The sequence below is a fragment of the Neotamlana sedimentorum genome (assembly GCF_000943565.1).
In the GTDB taxonomy this organism is placed as follows: domain Bacteria; phylum Bacteroidota; class Bacteroidia; order Flavobacteriales; family Flavobacteriaceae; genus Neotamlana; species Neotamlana sedimentorum.
Genome location: NZ_JTDW01000011.1, coordinates 1 through 15477, shown reverse-complemented (window position 1 = coordinate 15477; position 15477 = coordinate 1). Strand labels below are relative to the sequence as shown.

General features: G+C 32.3%; 17 protein-coding genes. 13 read left to right on the top strand and 4 right to left on the bottom strand.

Annotation, left to right across the window (positions count from 1 at the left end; translation table 11 throughout):
* Positions 1-25 precede the first annotated feature (25 nt).
* The gene (gene cmk, locus PW52_RS13135; protein WP_044633429.1) at positions 26-721 is read left to right on the top strand and encodes a (d)CMP kinase; all 696 of its coding nucleotides are present in this window, start codon (positions 26-28) and stop codon (positions 719-721) included.
* Positions 722-779: 58 nt separating this feature from the next.
* On the opposite strand, the gene PW52_RS13130 is transcribed toward cmk, so the two are convergent.
* Positions 780-1160 carry a LysM peptidoglycan-binding domain-containing protein gene (locus tag PW52_RS13130; RefSeq protein WP_044633428.1) on the bottom strand — a complete coding sequence of 127 codons (381 nt, stop codon included), beginning with the start codon at positions 1158-1160 and terminating at the stop codon, positions 780-782.
* Between the two features lie 329 nt (positions 1161-1489).
* Here PW52_RS13130 and rpsA point away from each other — a divergent pair, with 329 nt between their 5' ends.
* The 7 genes from rpsA to PW52_RS13100 all read left to right on the top strand — a co-directional run bounded on the left by rpsA (position 1490) and on the right by PW52_RS13100 (position 7714).
* Positions 1490-3322, top strand: a complete 1833-nt coding sequence (gene rpsA / locus PW52_RS13125) for a 30S ribosomal protein S1 (RefSeq protein ID WP_044633427.1) — start codon at positions 1490-1492, stop codon at positions 3320-3322.
* A 191-nt stretch (positions 3323-3513) separates the two neighbouring features.
* A complete protein-coding gene (locus tag PW52_RS17865) occupies positions 3514-3621 on the top strand; it encodes a hypothetical protein (RefSeq protein ID WP_394331361.1) in 108 nt (35 codons plus the stop codon).
* A gap of 855 nt (positions 3622-4476) precedes the next feature.
* A complete protein-coding gene (pyrR, locus tag PW52_RS13120; protein WP_044633473.1) occupies positions 4477-5016 on the top strand; it encodes a bifunctional pyr operon transcriptional regulator/uracil phosphoribosyltransferase PyrR in 540 nt (179 codons plus the stop codon).
* A 50-nt stretch (positions 5017-5066) separates the two neighbouring features.
* Entirely contained in the window at positions 5067-5996 is a 930-nt protein-coding gene (locus PW52_RS13115) for an aspartate carbamoyltransferase catalytic subunit (RefSeq protein ID WP_044633426.1), read from the top strand.
* Between the two features lie 4 nt (positions 5997-6000).
* Positions 6001-6333, top strand: a complete 333-nt coding sequence (locus PW52_RS13110) for a hypothetical protein (protein ID WP_044633425.1) — start codon at positions 6001-6003, stop codon at positions 6331-6333.
* A 2-nt stretch (positions 6334-6335) separates the two neighbouring features.
* Positions 6336-6812: a DUF3291 domain-containing protein gene (locus PW52_RS13105; RefSeq protein ID WP_044633424.1), complete on the top strand. Its 477-nt coding sequence runs from the start codon at positions 6336-6338 to the stop codon at positions 6810-6812.
* Positions 6809-7714 (top strand): ribonuclease Z, encoded by a 906-nt coding sequence (locus PW52_RS13100; protein ID WP_044633423.1) that lies wholly within the window; start codon positions 6809-6811, stop codon positions 7712-7714. The genes PW52_RS13105 and PW52_RS13100 overlap by 4 nt, the downstream gene beginning before the upstream one ends.
* 6 nt (positions 7715-7720) lie before the next feature.
* Here the strand turns inward: PW52_RS13100 and PW52_RS13095 are convergent, their stop codons facing one another.
* Positions 7721-8134 (bottom strand): hypothetical protein, encoded by a 414-nt coding sequence (locus PW52_RS13095; protein WP_044633422.1) that lies wholly within the window; start codon positions 8132-8134, stop codon positions 7721-7723.
* 85 nt (positions 8135-8219) lie between these two features.
* Between PW52_RS13095 and pdxH the strand changes: the two genes are divergently transcribed.
* Together pdxH and PW52_RS13085 are read left to right on the top strand one after the other, a co-directional pair.
* Positions 8220-8867 carry a pyridoxamine 5'-phosphate oxidase gene (gene pdxH, locus PW52_RS13090; RefSeq protein ID WP_044633421.1) on the top strand — a complete coding sequence of 216 codons (648 nt, stop codon included), beginning with the start codon at positions 8220-8222 and terminating at the stop codon, positions 8865-8867.
* A 169-nt stretch (positions 8868-9036) separates the two neighbouring features.
* Positions 9037-9534 carry a CAP domain-containing protein gene (locus tag PW52_RS13085; RefSeq protein WP_044633420.1) on the top strand — a complete coding sequence of 166 codons (498 nt, stop codon included), beginning with the start codon at positions 9037-9039 and terminating at the stop codon, positions 9532-9534.
* A 319-nt stretch (positions 9535-9853) separates the two neighbouring features.
* On the opposite strand, the gene PW52_RS13080 is transcribed toward PW52_RS13085, so the two are convergent.
* Positions 9854-10942 carry a heparan-alpha-glucosaminide N-acetyltransferase domain-containing protein gene (locus PW52_RS13080; protein WP_052823506.1) on the bottom strand — a complete coding sequence of 363 codons (1089 nt, stop codon included), beginning with the start codon at positions 10940-10942 and terminating at the stop codon, positions 9854-9856.
* 98 nt (positions 10943-11040) lie between these two features.
* On the opposite strand from PW52_RS13080, the gene PW52_RS13075 reads away from it, so the two are divergent.
* From PW52_RS13075 to PW52_RS13065, 3 genes are read left to right on the top strand one after another with little or no spacing between them, the layout of a single operon-like run.
* Positions 11041-12459: an alanine/glycine:cation symporter family protein gene (locus PW52_RS13075; RefSeq protein WP_044633418.1), complete on the top strand. Its 1419-nt coding sequence runs from the start codon at positions 11041-11043 to the stop codon at positions 12457-12459.
* Positions 12416-12670 (top strand): DUF4212 domain-containing protein, encoded by a 255-nt coding sequence (locus PW52_RS13070; RefSeq protein ID WP_044633417.1) that lies wholly within the window; start codon positions 12416-12418, stop codon positions 12668-12670. The genes PW52_RS13075 and PW52_RS13070 overlap by 44 nt, the downstream gene beginning before the upstream one ends.
* A 19-nt stretch (positions 12671-12689) precedes the next feature.
* Entirely contained in the window at positions 12690-14390 is a 1701-nt protein-coding gene (locus tag PW52_RS13065) for a sodium:solute symporter family protein (protein ID WP_044633472.1), read from the top strand.
* Between the two features lie 38 nt (positions 14391-14428).
* On the opposite strand, the gene PW52_RS13060 is transcribed toward PW52_RS13065, so the two are convergent.
* Complete coding sequence (locus PW52_RS13060) at positions 14429-15346, bottom strand: AraC family transcriptional regulator (RefSeq protein ID WP_044633416.1); 918 nt, start codon at positions 15344-15346, stop codon at positions 14429-14431.
* Positions 15347-15477: the final 131 nt, after the last annotated feature.

The window sequence follows — 15477 nt, the reverse complement described above, 5'->3', positions numbered from 1 at the left end:
TATTTTTGTCTTACTATTAATCATTATGAAAAAAATTACAATTGCAATCGACGGGTTTTCATCTACAGGAAAAAGTACAGTTGCAAAACAATTAGCAAAACATTTAGGTTATGTGTATGTAGATACAGGAGCCATGTATCGTGCGGTAACTTATTATGCCATGCAAAAGGGGTTTATAAATAAAGCAGGTTTTGATACCGAAGCTTTAATAAACGATTTACCTAAAATTACAATTAGTTTTAAGTTTAGCGAAAGCAAAGGTTTTGCAGAGGTTTATTTAAATAATGAAAATGTTGAAAAGCAAATTAGAACACTCCAAGTTTCAAGTTTTGTTAGCCAAGTAGCGGCTGTGTCTCAAGTTCGAAAAAAGTTAGTAGAACAACAGCAAAACATGGGGAAAGATAAAGGCGTGGTTATGGATGGTCGCGATATTGGAACCGTTGTTTTTCCAGATGCAGAATTAAAGTTGTTTATGACAGCTTCGGCCGAAACAAGAGCGCAAAGACGATATGACGAACTTATAGAACGTGGGGATAAAATTGAGTATGTAGAGGTGTTAAAAAATGTGCAAGACCGTGATTATATCGATTCTAATAGAAAAGATTCTCCATTAGTAAAAGCAGACGAAGCCATTGAATTTGATAACTCTAATATGACATTAACCGAACAGTTTGACGAAATTTTAAAATTAGTAGAAAGAACGATGAAACGTTTTAAGTAAAAAAGATATAAAAAAAGCGAACCAATTAGGTTCGCTTTTTTTGTAATATAAAACTTTATTATAAGTTAGGAATTACTAACTCTTGATCTGGATGAATAACATCTGGGTTGCTTAAAATAGACGTGTTAGCTTCAAAAATAGCTTTGTACTTCATGGCATCTCCATAGTAATGCTTCGCAATTTTACCTAAAGTCTCACCGCTTTTTACAGTGTGCTTATGGTAAATGCTATCATCTGCAACACTAATGTTAGCCATAATATCGGATGGTTCTTGCCCGCCAATTTCTTTAATTTTATCCCAAAGTAGGTTTTTTTCGTATTGCGTATTCGCTGTACCTTTAATTTTTAATACATCTCCTTCAACAGAAACGTCTCCATTTTTAATGCTTAATTCTTCTCCTAAATCTAGTACAGGTTGGTATTTTTGTTTAACTGCCATTGTGAAAGTTTTTAATTAATTTATGTTTAAATATAATGATTTTTTAAAAGAACATCTTAAAATATATATTAAGAATATCTTCATTATTAAGATACAAAAAGACAGAAAAAGTCACATTTAATTTAAAGCCTCATAATTAGGTATTTAAGTTAAATGTTTGTATTTTTGCACTCCTTTTAGCGAATCAACGGAAAAGATAAAAGGAATTTAGATGAAAAATAAGTAATAACACTTCTGTGTGTCAGTCGCTTAAATCTTCCGTAGCATGCAGAATACAAAATGTAAGTTATATTTTAAAGTTAAAAGTAAAACTTGCAAAATTTAATTAAATGGCTGAAAAAGCACAAGAAGCTCAAGTAGAATCTACTGAAGCTCAAAAAGAAGAAACTCCTGTTGTATCTGAAGCTCAAGCAAACCCAGAAAAATTCTTAAAAGAGTTTAACTGGCACAATTACCAAGAAGGTATTGATGAGGTTGATGATTTACAATTAAAAGAATTCGAAAAGTTAGTTGCTGAAAACTTTGTAGACACTTTAGATGATGAAGTTGTTGAAGGTACAGTAATTCACATTACAGATCGCGATGCTATTATTGATATTAACGCAAAATCTGAAGGTGTAATTTCATTAAACGAATTTCGTTACAACCCTGGCTTAGCAGTTGGTGATAAGGTAGAAGTATTAATAGATGTACGTGAAGATGCTACAGGACAATTAGTATTATCTCACCGTAAGGCTCGTGTAATTAAGGCTTGGGATAGAGTTAATAAAGCACACGAAACTGGCGAAATCGTTAATGGTTTTGTTAAATGTAGAACTAAAGGTGGTATGATTGTAGATGTTTTCGGTATCGAAGCATTCTTACCAGGTTCTCAAATTGATGTTAAACCAATTAGAGATTACGACCAGTACGTAAATAAAACAATGGAATTCAAAGTTGTTAAAATTAACCACGAATTTAAAAACGTTGTTGTTTCTCATAAAGCACTTATTGAGGCTGATATTGAAGAGCAAAAGAAAGAAATTATTGGTCAGTTAGAAAAAGGTCAAGTATTAGAAGGTATTGTTAAAAACATTACTTCTTACGGTGTATTTATCGACCTTGGTGGCGTAGATGGTTTAGTACATATTACAGATCTTTCATGGTCTCGTATTAACCACCCTAACGAAATCGTAGAATTAGATCAAAAACTTAACGTTGTAATCCTTGATTTTGATGAAGATAAATCAAGAATCCAGTTAGGTTTAAAACAATTAAGTAAACACCCTTGGGAAGCTTTAGCTGATACTGTTGCTGTTGGCGATAAAGTAAAAGGTAAAGTCGTTGTAATCGCAGATTACGGTGCATTTATTGAAGTTGCTGATGGTGTTGAAGGATTAATTCACGTTTCTGAAATGTCTTGGTCTACACACTTACGTTCTGCTCAAGATTTCGTAGCTGTTGGTGATGAGGTTGAAGCGGTAATCTTAACTTTAGATAGAGAAGATCGTAAAATGTCTTTAGGTATTAAGCAATTACACCCAGACCCATGGACAGATATTACAACTAAATACCCACTAGGTTCTAAGCACACAGGTGTTGTACGTAACTTTACAAACTTTGGTGTTTTTGTTGAATTAGAAGAAGGTATTGATGGATTAATTTACATCTCTGATTTATCTTGGACTAAGAAAATTAAGCATCCATCAGAATTCTGTTCTGTAGGTGATAAATTAGACGTTGTGGTACTTGAGTTAGATGTTGAAGGACGTAAATTAAGTTTAGGTCACAAACAAACAACTGAAAACCCTTGGGATAAGTATGAAACTGAATTCGCTTTAGAATCGATTCATACTGCTGAAATCTCTGAAATAGTAGACAAAGGAGCAACTGTTGAGTTTAACGAAGATATTGTTGCATTTATTCCTTCTCGTCACTTAGAAAAAGAAGACGGAAGCAAACTTAAAAAGGGTGAAAGCGCAGAGTTTAAAATCATTGAATTTAACAAAGAATTTAAACGTGTTGTAGCATCTCACACAGCTGTATTCAAAGCTGAAGAAGCTAAAATAGTTAAGCAAGCGGTAAGAAAAGCCGAAGCTGCAGCTGCAGAAGCTAAACCAACTTTAGGTGATGCTAACGATGCTTTACAAGCATTAAAAGATAAAATGGACGGAAAGAAATAATTTTTGTCTCACTAAGCGCTTAAATGCGTTTGGTAAAATTTTAAAGCCTCGCAATTTGCGAGGCTTTTTTTATATTCATTTGTACAAGAATTTTAGTTGTTTACTTCAAAATGAGAAAAGTCTATCTTACATTTATTGTTTTTTATATACTTATTTCTACCGATGCTCAAAATTGGATAGAATGAAATAATATTATAGCTCAAGATTTTAATATTGGTGATTTATTTGGTTGGTCAGTTGATTTAGGTGGTGATTTGTCCATTATACTAAAGGGAATTGACGAAATCAACAAAAAGTAGTGGCAACATATAGATCCGAGAATAATCATTTTTGAGGTCAGATGTAGCTATTAATGGTTCTTATACCGTTATTGGTGCTGTGCAAGAAGATGAGGGTAATAACCTTGATAATACTATTAGCAATGCTGGTTCCTGTTAAATTTCCAAAAAAGAAGTTAGTGGAGCATGGACTCAAAATTAAAAGATAGTATCATCGCAAAGAAGTGTAAATGGCTTTTTGGGCTCTACCATAGACATGGATAATAATTAGATTGTTGTTGGTACCGGACAAGATGATGATGAAAATGGGAGTAATACATTAACTAGTGCTGGGGCAATTTATGTATTTAAAGAAAATGTCAATGGAGTGAGGTACAAAAAATCGTTCCTTCTGATAGAACTTCAAGTGGTTTTTTGGGGAGACTCGGCAGCAATTCATTCATCTCAAATAATGGTAGGAGCAAGGGGTGTTGATTTACAAGAATCTCAGGTATGGGTTTAGTTGGAGCATCTTATACTTTTATTTTAGATTCAGAATTAGATGCAGCAAAGAATAAAAATGGAACTTAATTGTATATCCTAATCCAGCAAAGAAAGAAATTAATATTAAAACAGATAAACCAATATTACATATAAATTTGTATTCTAAATTAAGTCAATTAATTCTGAGTAATCTAAAAGTTAATAAACTTGATATCTCAAAATTAAATTTTGTTTATTTTTTTAAAAAATAGAAGGATTTGATGGTAGTTTTGAAATATTTAAAATTTTAAAGCAAAATAAATAAGAGGATGGAAGTTTTAGGAAACTTAATTTAATGCTTTAATTTTTTAATTTTTACATTACCTTTGTTGTCCAAATATGTTTGGAAATATTATGAGTCAAAAAGTGTTACTTAACGAAAAAGAGGTAAACATCATTCTTCATCGATTGGCTTGTCAACTTATTGAAAAACATCATAAATTTCAGAATACTGTTTTAATAGGTTTACAACCTAGAGGTGTTTTTTTAGCCGATAGATTGGCTAAAATTTTATCAGAGCATTATAAAATTAAAAACATTCAATTAGGTTATTTAGATATTACGTTTTTTAGAGACGATTTTCGCCGTGGAGATAAACCACTAGAAGCTAATAAAACTAAAATTAATTTTATTGTTGAAGATAAAAATATTGTGTTTATTGACGATGTTTTATACACTGGGCGCAGTATTCGTGCCGCATTAACTGCAATTCAATCTTTTGGTAGACCAAACGAAATAGAACTGTTAACATTAATCGATAGGCGTTTTAGTAGGCATTTACCAATTCAACCTAATTATAGAGGAAGGCAAGTAGATGTAATTAACGATGAAAAAGTTCGAGTAAACTGGAAAGAACGTGATAAAGAAGATTCGGTTTACCTAATTGAAAAATAAAATTTAATCAAGATATAGAGATTAAATAACTTAAAACTTAAATAATAAAAATGAGCGAATTAAGTGTAAATCACTTATTAGGAATAAAATATCTTAACAAAGAAGATATAAAACTTATTTTTGAAACTGCCGATCATTTTAAAGAAGTCATAAATCGGCCAATTAAAAAAGTCCCTTCGCTTCGCGATATTACCATTGCTAATTTGTTTTTCGAAAATTCTACCCGAACAAAATTATCGTTTGAGCTGGCACAGAAACGGTTATCTGCTGATGTAATAAACTTTTCATCTGCGCAATCGTCTGTTAAAAAAGGAGAAACTTTAATCGATACGGTAAACAATATTTTATCAATGAAAGTCGATATGGTAGTAATGAGACATCCAAACCCCGGAGCAGGCGTTTTTTTATCCAAGCATGTTAGTGCAAGTATTGTAAATGCAGGCGATGGTGCTCATGAACATCCAACTCAAGCCTTACTCGATTCATATTCTATTCGTGAAAAATTAGGAAACGTAAAAGGTAAAAAGGTAGTAATTGTAGGCGATATTTTACATAGTCGGGTAGCTTTATCAAATATTTTTGCGTTACAATTACAAGGAGCCGAAGTTATGGTCTGCGGGCCTAAAACATTAATACCAAAATACATCGATAAATTAGGTGTAAAAGTAGAAACCAATTTACGAAAAGCTTTAAATTGGTGTGACGTAGCGAATATGCTTCGTGTACAAAATGAGCGCATGGATATTAGTTATTTTCCAACAACTAGAGAATATACCCAACAATTTGGAGTTAATAAAGCGTTGCTAGATAGTTTAGATAAAGAGATAACTATTATGCATCCAGGGCCAATAAATCGTGGAGTGGAAATTACCAGCGATGTGGCTGATTCTAGTCAATCTATAATTTTAGACCAAGTACAAAATGGTGTAGCAGTTAGGATGGCTGTTATTTATTTGTTAGCTTCAAAAATTAAACAATAAGACAATGATTATAGATAAAAATGAAAATACTACTTTAATAACCCAAGAAAATGCGTCGGTTATAGAATTGGTAAAAAAAATAGAAAGTTTGTACCCCAAATTTAAAAACGATAATATAATTGTTAATTTAAATACGTTAAAAACAATTCCTTTAGGACAAATTATTGAATTTTTACAGCTTTCTAATAAGCATCGTAGAGCTAAACATTCATTTGTAATTGTAAATCAAGGGATTGATGTCGATAAAACCCCAGACGAAATAGTTATTGTTCCAACCCTTCAAGAAGCTTACGATATTATTGATATGGAAGAAATGGAACGTGATTTAGGGTTTTAAGCATGCAACAATTTTATCTGGCGCAAGTTAATGTAGCTAAATGTAAAGCACCATTGGACGATCCCATTATGCAAGATTTTGTAAATAATGTTAATAGAATTAATGCTATTGCCGATCAAAGCGAAGGATTTATTTGGCGTTTAGAAGGTGAAGAAAAAAATGAAGTAGCTCAAATTTTTCAAGATGCATCTTTAATTGTAAATATATCGCTTTGGAAAAATCTAGAAAGTTTATTCAATTATATCTACAAATCAGCTCATGTCGATATTTTTAAACGAAAGAAGGAGTGGTTTTCTAAAATAGAATTAAGTCATATGGCATTTTGGTATATTCCTGAAAGTGCGTTACCAACCTTACAAGAAGCAAAACATAAACTAGATTATTTAAACGAATTTGGGAGTTCGCCATATGCTTTTACGTTTAAAGATAAATTTTCGGTAAGCGATTTTCTTAACTATAAACCTCTAAAACAATTATGAGGTTAACCATTTTAGGCTGTTATAGCGCAACACCACGAACTTTAAATAATACCACCTCGCAGGTATTAGAAATAAACAATCATATGTTTTTAATAGATTGCGGTGAAGGTACACAAGTACAATTGCGAAAACACAAAATAAAGTTTAATAGAATTAAACATATTTTTATTTCACATTTACATGGCGATCATTTTTTTGGTCTGGTTGGTTTAATTTCGACCTTTAGGTTGTTAACACGAGAAGCTGATTTACATATTTATGGTCCAAAAGGCATAAAAGAAGCTATTACGTTGCAACTTAAATTATCAGATTCTTGGACTAATTATAAGTTATGTTTCCATGAATTAACTTCAAAAAAATCAGAATTAATTTTCCATGATGATAAAGTAGAAGTTTATACTATTCCGTTGGATCATAGAATTTATACCAATGGATACTTGTTTAAAGAAAAGGAAGGCGAACGTAAATTAAATATAGAAGCAGCGCATGAAGCAAATATAGATGTTGCTTACTACCGTAAATTAAAGCAAGGGTATGATGTTGAAAATGAAGATGGTGTTCTTATAGATAATAAAGCGGTAACTTTTCCTTCCGAAACCCCAAAAAGCTATGCTTTTTGCAGTGATACTAAATACAAAGAAGATATTATACCCTTAATCAAGAATGTTAATGTGCTATATCATGAGTCTACTTTTTTAGAAAAGCATGCACACTATGCCGAAAAAACAAAACATGCAACGGCAAAACAAGCAGCAAACATAGCTAGACAGGCTGAAGTTAAAACTTTAATATTAGGACATTATTCTACGAGGTACGACGATTTATCTTTGTTTAAAAATGAAGCAAGTGAAGTGTTTAACAATGTTAAATTAGCCAAAGACGGTAAGGTATTTAACTTTTAATCTATATTAAGCAAACTCTTTTAAATTATTAACCCAGTTTATACCTTCTTCTAAACTTCTGCAACGCTTCAAGCTTTTGTTTGCAAAAACTTTTTCAATAGATGCATTCATTAAGGTTGTACTTTTGTAAATAACAATGGCACTCGCAACAATAAAATCAAATGTATTTTCCCAATGTGACCAAATTTGTGGGTTTACAGAGTAGTCATTTATTCTATGTGAAATGTAGGCTAGTTTAGTGTTTTTTTTATAGAATGATTCAATTTTAGTAAGAAGAAGTTCAATTTTACTCCAATCTACATGCTCTCCATCATAAATTTCTGCGACTATAAATTTATCCGTTAAATAAAATTCACCGAAAGGTAAAACAAGTTTTTCTGGATTCAACTCTTTATAAATGGAGGAATCTTCAAATTTCATATATAATTTTCTTAGGGGTGTTAAAAATAGAAATTCTGTTCATTAAATAAAACGCTTTATCTTATAATTTTATTTATTTTGTAGTATGAATAAAGATTTAAGCAATTACAGAAAATCATACGAAAAAGGGGCTTTATTATTATCAGATACTCCAGAAAACCCTATGGAGTTATTTCAAAAGTGGTTTTATGAGGTTGACAAATTTTTTTCTGAAGATGAAACTAATGCCATGACTGTTTCAACTATTGGTTTAGATGGTTTTCCAAAAAATAGAGTCGTGTTATTAAAAAAATACACTTATGAAGGTTTTATATTTTACACGAATTATAATAGTGAAAAAGGAAAATCTATTGCTAAAAATCCTCATGTTTGTCTGTCTTTTTTTTGGCATGGGGCCGAACGGCAAGTTATAATTAAAGGAAAAGCAGAAAAAATTTCAGAAAACTTAAGCGATGGTTATTTCGAGTCGAGACCAAGAGGAAGTCAGTTAGGTGCTGTGGTGTCTAATCAAAGTGAAATTATCGAAAGTAGAAATTTCATAGAAAGAAAACTCGAAACATTGGAAAAAGATTTTGAAGGAAAAGAAATACCAAGACCTAAGCATTGGGGTGGGTACATTGTAAAACCAGTTGAAATTGAATTTTGGCAAGGTCGCCCAAACCGATTACACGATCGTGTTTGCTATAAACTACAACCAGATTATAATTGGGTTAAAAATCGATTATCTCCTTAAATCATCGATGAAACACTTTTTTAATTGTATTTTAAATGCTTTTTAACGATTAAAAACACAAATTATCGTTTAAATGCATGTTTGTTGTCGATTTTAACATTTTGTTAACGTTTTCTTTTACGAAAGGCTTGTAGTTTTATAATCCCAAACCTACAAACTTAACCTAGAAATGAAATTGTTTAACAAACTACCAGTTTTGGTGTTTATGGCTATTATTACGTTGTCGTCTTGTACAACAGATAGTATGGATTCCGAAAACGTGTCACTAGAGTTACCCCAAACCGCTCTTGATGCGAAAGATATTGAAATTGAAATTTTAAATTTAATTAACGATCATCGCGTTTCTTTAGGGCTAAATACCTTAAATGAAATGGAACTTGTAAAATCGGTGGCATATAGCCATACCGATTATATGATTGTTAACGATGTGGTTTCTCACGCTAATTTCTATACCAGAAGTAACTATTTAAAACAACATGCCGGAGCTACAAAAGTAACCGAAAATGTGGCCTACGGGTATAGTTCTGCAGCGGCTGTTGTTAGAGCTTGGTTAAATAGCGAATCTCATAAGGAAAATTTAGAAGGAGATTTTACAGACTTCGATGTTTCGGCCGAAGCTAATGCAGATGGTCGTTGGTATTTTACAAATATTTTCATAAAAAAATAATATTGCCTTTGCAGTATAGCAGCATAACCTTTTTGATTAACTAATTTTTAATAATTAGGGAATTAGAAGGTTATTTAGTTAATAGCTTTTTAAGTTATTACAAATTTAGCTTTGGGATTAAAAACTCTCTCATAATTATTTGAGAGAGTTTTTTTACGAAAATATTTTGCTAACACTCAGTTTTATGGTGGTTTTTTTAGGGATATTTTTGTTTCTGTTTTCCGATGGTTTAAAATTAATTGATTTGTTAAGGTTACATTTCCTTATAAATCTATTGTTTGTACCATGGCTTACCAATTAAGAGTATTATTAATAACTATTAACCTTTTAGTTTGTCTACCAATTTTCTTATTAAGGTGTAAATAAATGTATTGGTTCTCACGTAGTAAAAAGCAATAAAACATACACAAACTATAAAAATTAAAGCACCACAAACTACTTCAACTGGATCTAAACTTTTATATAAATAACGTTTTAATCCATAGCCAGTAAAACTACCGTACAATATTATAAAATGAATAACGTAAATGGATAATGTTTTTTTTCCAATATTAGTAATTAAAGATTGCTTTAGGTATTTTTCTAGTGTATAAAGCAATCCAAAAAGTATAAATACATCGCCTAAACGCGTAAATAAATAGTTGTAATTAGCACTTCTTTTAAAAATTTCAATACCAGTAAAATAACTCACTTTTAATAGAACAAAAGTCGATAAATAAATAAGGGCAAAACCAATAATAAAAAAGGCTATAGTAGCAATTGTTTTAAACTTTCTTTTATGTGCATAATTAAAGAATATTACCGATAAAAATGCTCCAAAAGCCGTATAACCAAACCAGGGAAGCATAGTAAAAACCGATCCGTTTGATTTTGATAAGTAATTTGAAAATATAAGAGGGACGTTGTTCAATTCTAAGGTTCTGTACAGTGGTTCTGTAACAAAAATTGATATTCCTAAAAGCAGTAAAACAAAGGCATATATTAATTGAAACCGTTTGAATAGAATGTGTAAAAGTACAAGTATAATTAAAGACAAGCCTATACATTGCAAGACATCAATAACTAACACATATGAATTAAAATTACCGCTAAGCCAGTTTAAAACATTTATTCTTAAACTATAACCAATTACAATTAAAAGTAATCCTCTAAAAAGTCCTTTTTTTATTCGAGGCTTGTCATCTCCCTTTTGATAAGCTAGAAGTAATAAATATGCAAAAACTAAACCCGAAATTGTAAAAAATACAGGAGCTGTTATACCTCTAAAATAACTCCAGGTGTTATAATAAATGTTATTGGCGTTTCTATAAATTGGGTTTAACAGTGTGTCTATAAAATGCCCTTGCAACATCATAATAATTGCGAATGCGCGCACAGCATCAATAAAATATAACCGAGTAGTTTGCAAAGTTAGTTAGTTTATTAACTCTAAATATACTTTTTAAAAATTAAAAACTTTATATTGGTACTACAAAATGCTTTTTTTTACGAATTTAGATTTTTTACATGGATAATATCATAAGAGCATTCTCTAATTATGCTTGGGGATTACCTCTAATAATTTTACTTATTGGTGGTGGTTTGTATTTAATTATTCGTTCAAAGCTTCTACCTTTTCGATATTTAGGACATGCGATTCAAGTATTAAGAGGTAAGTACGATAACCCTGAAGATGCTGGAGAAATTAGCCATTTTAAAGCATTAACAACCGCTTTGGCTTCTACAATTGGCATGGGTAATATTGCAGGTGTTGCAGTCGCTATTTCTGTGGGCGGACCTGGAGCCATGTTTTGGATGTGGGTAAGTGCTATTGTTGGAATGTCTACCAAGTTTTTCACTTGTACTTTAGCTGTAATGTACAGAGGAAAAGATTCTAACGGAACTGTTCAAGGTGGCCCCATGTATTTTATTACAGAAGGTTTAGGGAAAAACTGGAAACCCTTGGCTGTTATGTTTTGTCTTTTCGGAATGTTAGGCGCATTACCTGTTGTAAATGTAAATCAGTTAACACAAGCTATAAACGATATTGTTTTAACTCCTAATGGCGTAGAAGTAGGTTTAAAATCAAATTTAATTTTAGCTATAATTTTGGTGGTTTTTACATCTTTAATTATTCTTGGTGGTTTACAGCGCATTAGTAATGCTGCATCCAAAATGGTGCCGAGTATGGTGCTACTTTATTTTGCATTTGTACTTTTTATTTTAATATCGAATTACCAAGAAGTACCAAAATATTTCCTCATGATTTTTGAAAATGCCTTTTCGGGAAAAAATTATAATGGCGATGCTTTTTATGGAGGAGTTTTAGGCGGATTAATTCTGTTAGGTATTCGTCGTGGAGCTTTTTCTAACGAAGCCGGTATTGGTACTGCACCGTTAGCACATGGCGCTGCAAAAACAAGCGAGCCTATTCGCGAAGGTTTAGTCGCTATGCTTGGACCAGCAATAGACACTTTAATTGTTTGTACCTTAACTGCATTAGCGATTTTAGTAACAGGAGTTTGGGAAACGACAGAAAGTAATGGCGTTAGTTTAACAGCCAATGCTTTCGATTATGCGATTCCTGTTTATGGTAAATATTTGCTAATGATTTGCGTTTTGGTGTTTAGTGTGTCTTCTTTGTTTTCCTACGCTTATTATGGCTCTAAATGTTTATCATTTTTAATTGGAGCCAACAAAAAACATTTTTATAATTACATTTATATTTTAAGTATCATTTTAGCAGCAACAACACCGTTTGCCACCATGTTAAATTTAATCGATGGTGTTTTTGCGCTCATGGCTATACCAACCATGTTAGCGACTATTATACTTACTCCAAAAGTAGTTCAGGAGTTTAAACGCTACATAAAAACCATCAACCAACAACAACTAAATAATCATGACAAAACAAAAAGCAAAAGCCTATTGGAAAGAAAACATTAGGTATCTCATTATTTTATTAGCCATATGGTTTATTGTGTCTTATGGCGCCGGAATTTTATTTAAAGATGAACTCAACCAAATTCGCCTTGGCGGATTTAAACTCGGGTTTTGGTTTGCACAACAAGGGTCAATGTACGTGTTTGTAATATTGATATTTGTATACGTACGCCTTATGAACAAGCTTGATAAAAAATACGGCTATGATGAATAGTTTCTTATTTGCAGAAGGCATCGACGTGCAAAACTGGACGTATATTTTAGTAGGCATTACCTTTGCGTTGTACATTGGTATTGCCATTTGGTCTAGAGCAGGTTCTACAAAAGAGTTTTATGTTGCTGGTGGTGGTGTTTCACCATTGGCCAATGGTATGGCAACTGCAGCCGATTGGATGAGTGCAGCTTCCTTTATTTCAATGGCGGGTATTATTTCCTTTTCGGGTTACGATGGCGCTGTGTATTTAATGGGATGGACTGGTGGTTACGTGCTACTCGCTTTACTTTTAGCGCCTTATTTGCGCAAATTTGGCAAGTTTACTGTACCCGATTTTATTGGCGATCGTTACTACTCTAAAACCGCACGTTTAGTTGCTGTATTTTGTGCACTTTTAGTGTCGTTTACCTATGTAGCAGGACAAATGCGTGGCGTTGGCATTGTTTTTTCTAGATTTTTAGAGGTCGATATTAATACAGGTGTAATCATTGGGATGATTATTGTACTATTTTATGCCGTTTTAGGTGGTATGAAAGGGATTACTTATACCCAAGTGGCGCAATATTGTGTGCTCATTTTTGCCTTTATGGTTCCCGCTATTTTTATTTCTATTCAAATGACGGGTAATCCTATTCCGCAATTAGGATTTGGTAGTACTTTGGCCGATGGTTCTGGTACGTATTTATTAGATAAATTAGATGGCTTAAGTACTCAGCTTGGTTTTAACGAATACACCGAAGGCTCAAAAACAACCATCGATGTATTTGCAATTACCTTGGCTTTAATGGTTGGAACCGCAGGCTTACCTCATGTTATTGTGAGGTTTTTTACAGTGAAACGGGTAAAGGATGCCAGAAAATCGGCAGGATTAGCTTTATTACTTATTGTCATTCTGTATACAACGGCACCAGCTGTCTCGGTTTTTGCAAGAACAAATTTAATTGAAACGGTTTCAAATCAGCCCTATGCAGACGCTCCCGAATGGTTTAAAAAATGGGAAACTACTGGGTTAATTTCGTTTACCGATAAAAATAACGACGGACTCATAAAATATGTAGCCAACGAATCTCAAAACGAATTAATTGTAGATCGAGATATTATGGTTTTAGCCAACCCCGAAATTGCTAAATTACCAAATTGGGTTATTGCATTGGTTGCCGCTGGAGGTTTAGCAGCTGCATTGTCTACAGCTGCCGGTTTATTGTTGGTAATTTCGGCATCGGTATCTCACGATTTAGTAAAGAAAATAATAAAACCAGATATTAGCGAAAAAGGCGAACTTATAGCTGCACGTTTATCTGCCGTTGGTGCAGTTTGTGTTTCTGGGTATTTTGGTATTAATCCGCCTGGGTTTGTTGCGGCTGTTGTTGCACTAGCTTTTGGTTTGGCGGCAGCATCGTTTTTTCCAGCCATTATTTTAGGAATATTTTATAAACGAATGAATAAAGAAGGCGCCATAGCAGGAATGATTGTAGGTATTACTGCAATGTTGTTATATATGATAAAATATAAACTGGGTTGGTTTGATGCTGAATTACCAGATAAAAGCGCATGGTGGTTTGGTATTTCGCCTGAAGGTTTTGGCACCGTAGCTATGGTGTTAAACTTTGTGGTTTCATTTGTTGTTATGAAATTTACCAAAAGTCCACCAGAGGATGTTCAAGAGATTGTAGAAAATATTCGAATACCAAGTGGAGCAGGAGAGGCAGTGAACCATTAACATTAATTAAGCTTCACTTTAAAATTAAAAAGCATCTGTTATTTCGAGACAGATGCTTTAAATTGTTGAGGGGTCATCAATTCCATTTTTTTAAACTGTCTGTTAAAATAACTTGTATTATTAAAACCAGATTTGTATGCAATTTCAGAAATGCGTAAATTTTTAGTTTCTTTTATAAGCTTTTTCGAAAATTTAATTTTTTCAGAATTTATATAATCTATAGGCGAAACGCCAAGGGTGTTTTTAAATTTTTTGTGAAAATGTGATGCACTCATACATGCTTTTTTAGCAAGCAAATCAACCGTTATGTCTTTATTGGTTAAGTTTTGTTTTATGTATTTAATAACATATCCAATGCGCGTATCGTTAAAAACGCCATCGGTGTCGTTAAGTAAAAACGCTTTCGCTTTGGTTTGCAATAAGCGCACAATAAGTTCCTGGATCATTAAGTCTAATAAAACATCTTTAGAACTTGTGTTTTTTGTAAACGTATAAACTAAACGCTCCACAAGATGATTAACATCGGTGTTGTTTATTAAATGCGAGGCATTATTACTAAGTTTCCAGTTATTGTTTTCACGTTCAATGGCAACGTGGTTATTAAATTTATCGACAACTTCGTCAATTTTTGTACTGTCTATTCCTAGTGCTAAACATTGTGTTGGGTTTTTTAAGGTTGCCACCGGAAAATCGATTACTATTTCTTTATTTGTTGGCATAACAACCGATTCACCAGGAAAGAAATCAAACGAAGCCATGTTTTCTAAATGCATTACTTTTTTTCCTGTTAACATACTAGCAATTACAGGAAAGTCAAACGTTAACGATATTTTTTCGGCATATTTATGGGTTTCGTAAATATTTAACTCCGCATAATCGGCGTTGTACGTGGTTTTATTTTCTACAAGTGTGGTTATTTTTCGGTTGCTAATGTGGTGGTTTAGTAATTGGTTCATAACTAATGTGCAAGTTTTAGTATGGTCTTATTTTTAAATAATAGATATGTTCAATTCAATAATAATTCTGTTCAAATTTTTTACAATTTAATAAAATACCTTTTTGCATATCCGTTATTAGTCATAATCCT

Excerpts from the sequence above, each read along its gene's own strand:
- cmk (WP_044633429.1), top strand. The coding sequence starts at position 26 with ATGAAAAAAATTACAATTGCAATCGACGGGTTTTCATCTACAGGAAAA.
- PW52_RS13130 (WP_044633428.1), bottom strand. The coding sequence starts at position 1,160 with ATGGCAGTTAAACAAAAATACCAACCTGTACTAGATTTAGGAGAAGAA.
- rpsA (WP_044633427.1), top strand. The coding sequence starts at position 1,490 with ATGGCTGAAAAAGCACAAGAAGCTCAAGTAGAATCTACTGAAGCTCAA.
- pyrR (WP_044633473.1), top strand. The coding sequence starts at position 4,477 with ATGAGTCAAAAAGTGTTACTTAACGAAAAAGAGGTAAACATCATTCTT.
- PW52_RS13115 (WP_044633426.1), top strand. The coding sequence starts at position 5,067 with ATGAGCGAATTAAGTGTAAATCACTTATTAGGAATAAAATATCTTAAC.
- PW52_RS13110 (WP_044633425.1), top strand. The coding sequence starts at position 6,001 with ATGATTATAGATAAAAATGAAAATACTACTTTAATAACCCAAGAAAAT.
- PW52_RS13105 (WP_044633424.1), top strand. The coding sequence starts at position 6,336 with ATGCAACAATTTTATCTGGCGCAAGTTAATGTAGCTAAATGTAAAGCA.
- PW52_RS13100 (WP_044633423.1), top strand. The coding sequence starts at position 6,809 with ATGAGGTTAACCATTTTAGGCTGTTATAGCGCAACACCACGAACTTTA.
- PW52_RS13095 (WP_044633422.1), bottom strand. The coding sequence starts at position 8,134 with ATGAAATTTGAAGATTCCTCCATTTATAAAGAGTTGAATCCAGAAAAA.
- pdxH (WP_044633421.1), top strand. The coding sequence starts at position 8,220 with ATGAATAAAGATTTAAGCAATTACAGAAAATCATACGAAAAAGGGGCT.
- PW52_RS13085 (WP_044633420.1), top strand. The coding sequence starts at position 9,037 with ATGAAATTGTTTAACAAACTACCAGTTTTGGTGTTTATGGCTATTATT.
- PW52_RS13075 (WP_044633418.1), top strand. The coding sequence starts at position 11,041 with ATGGATAATATCATAAGAGCATTCTCTAATTATGCTTGGGGATTACCT.
- PW52_RS13070 (WP_044633417.1), top strand. The coding sequence starts at position 12,416 with ATGACAAAACAAAAAGCAAAAGCCTATTGGAAAGAAAACATTAGGTAT.
- PW52_RS13060 (WP_044633416.1), bottom strand. The coding sequence starts at position 15,346 with ATGAACCAATTACTAAACCACCACATTAGCAACCGAAAAATAACCACA.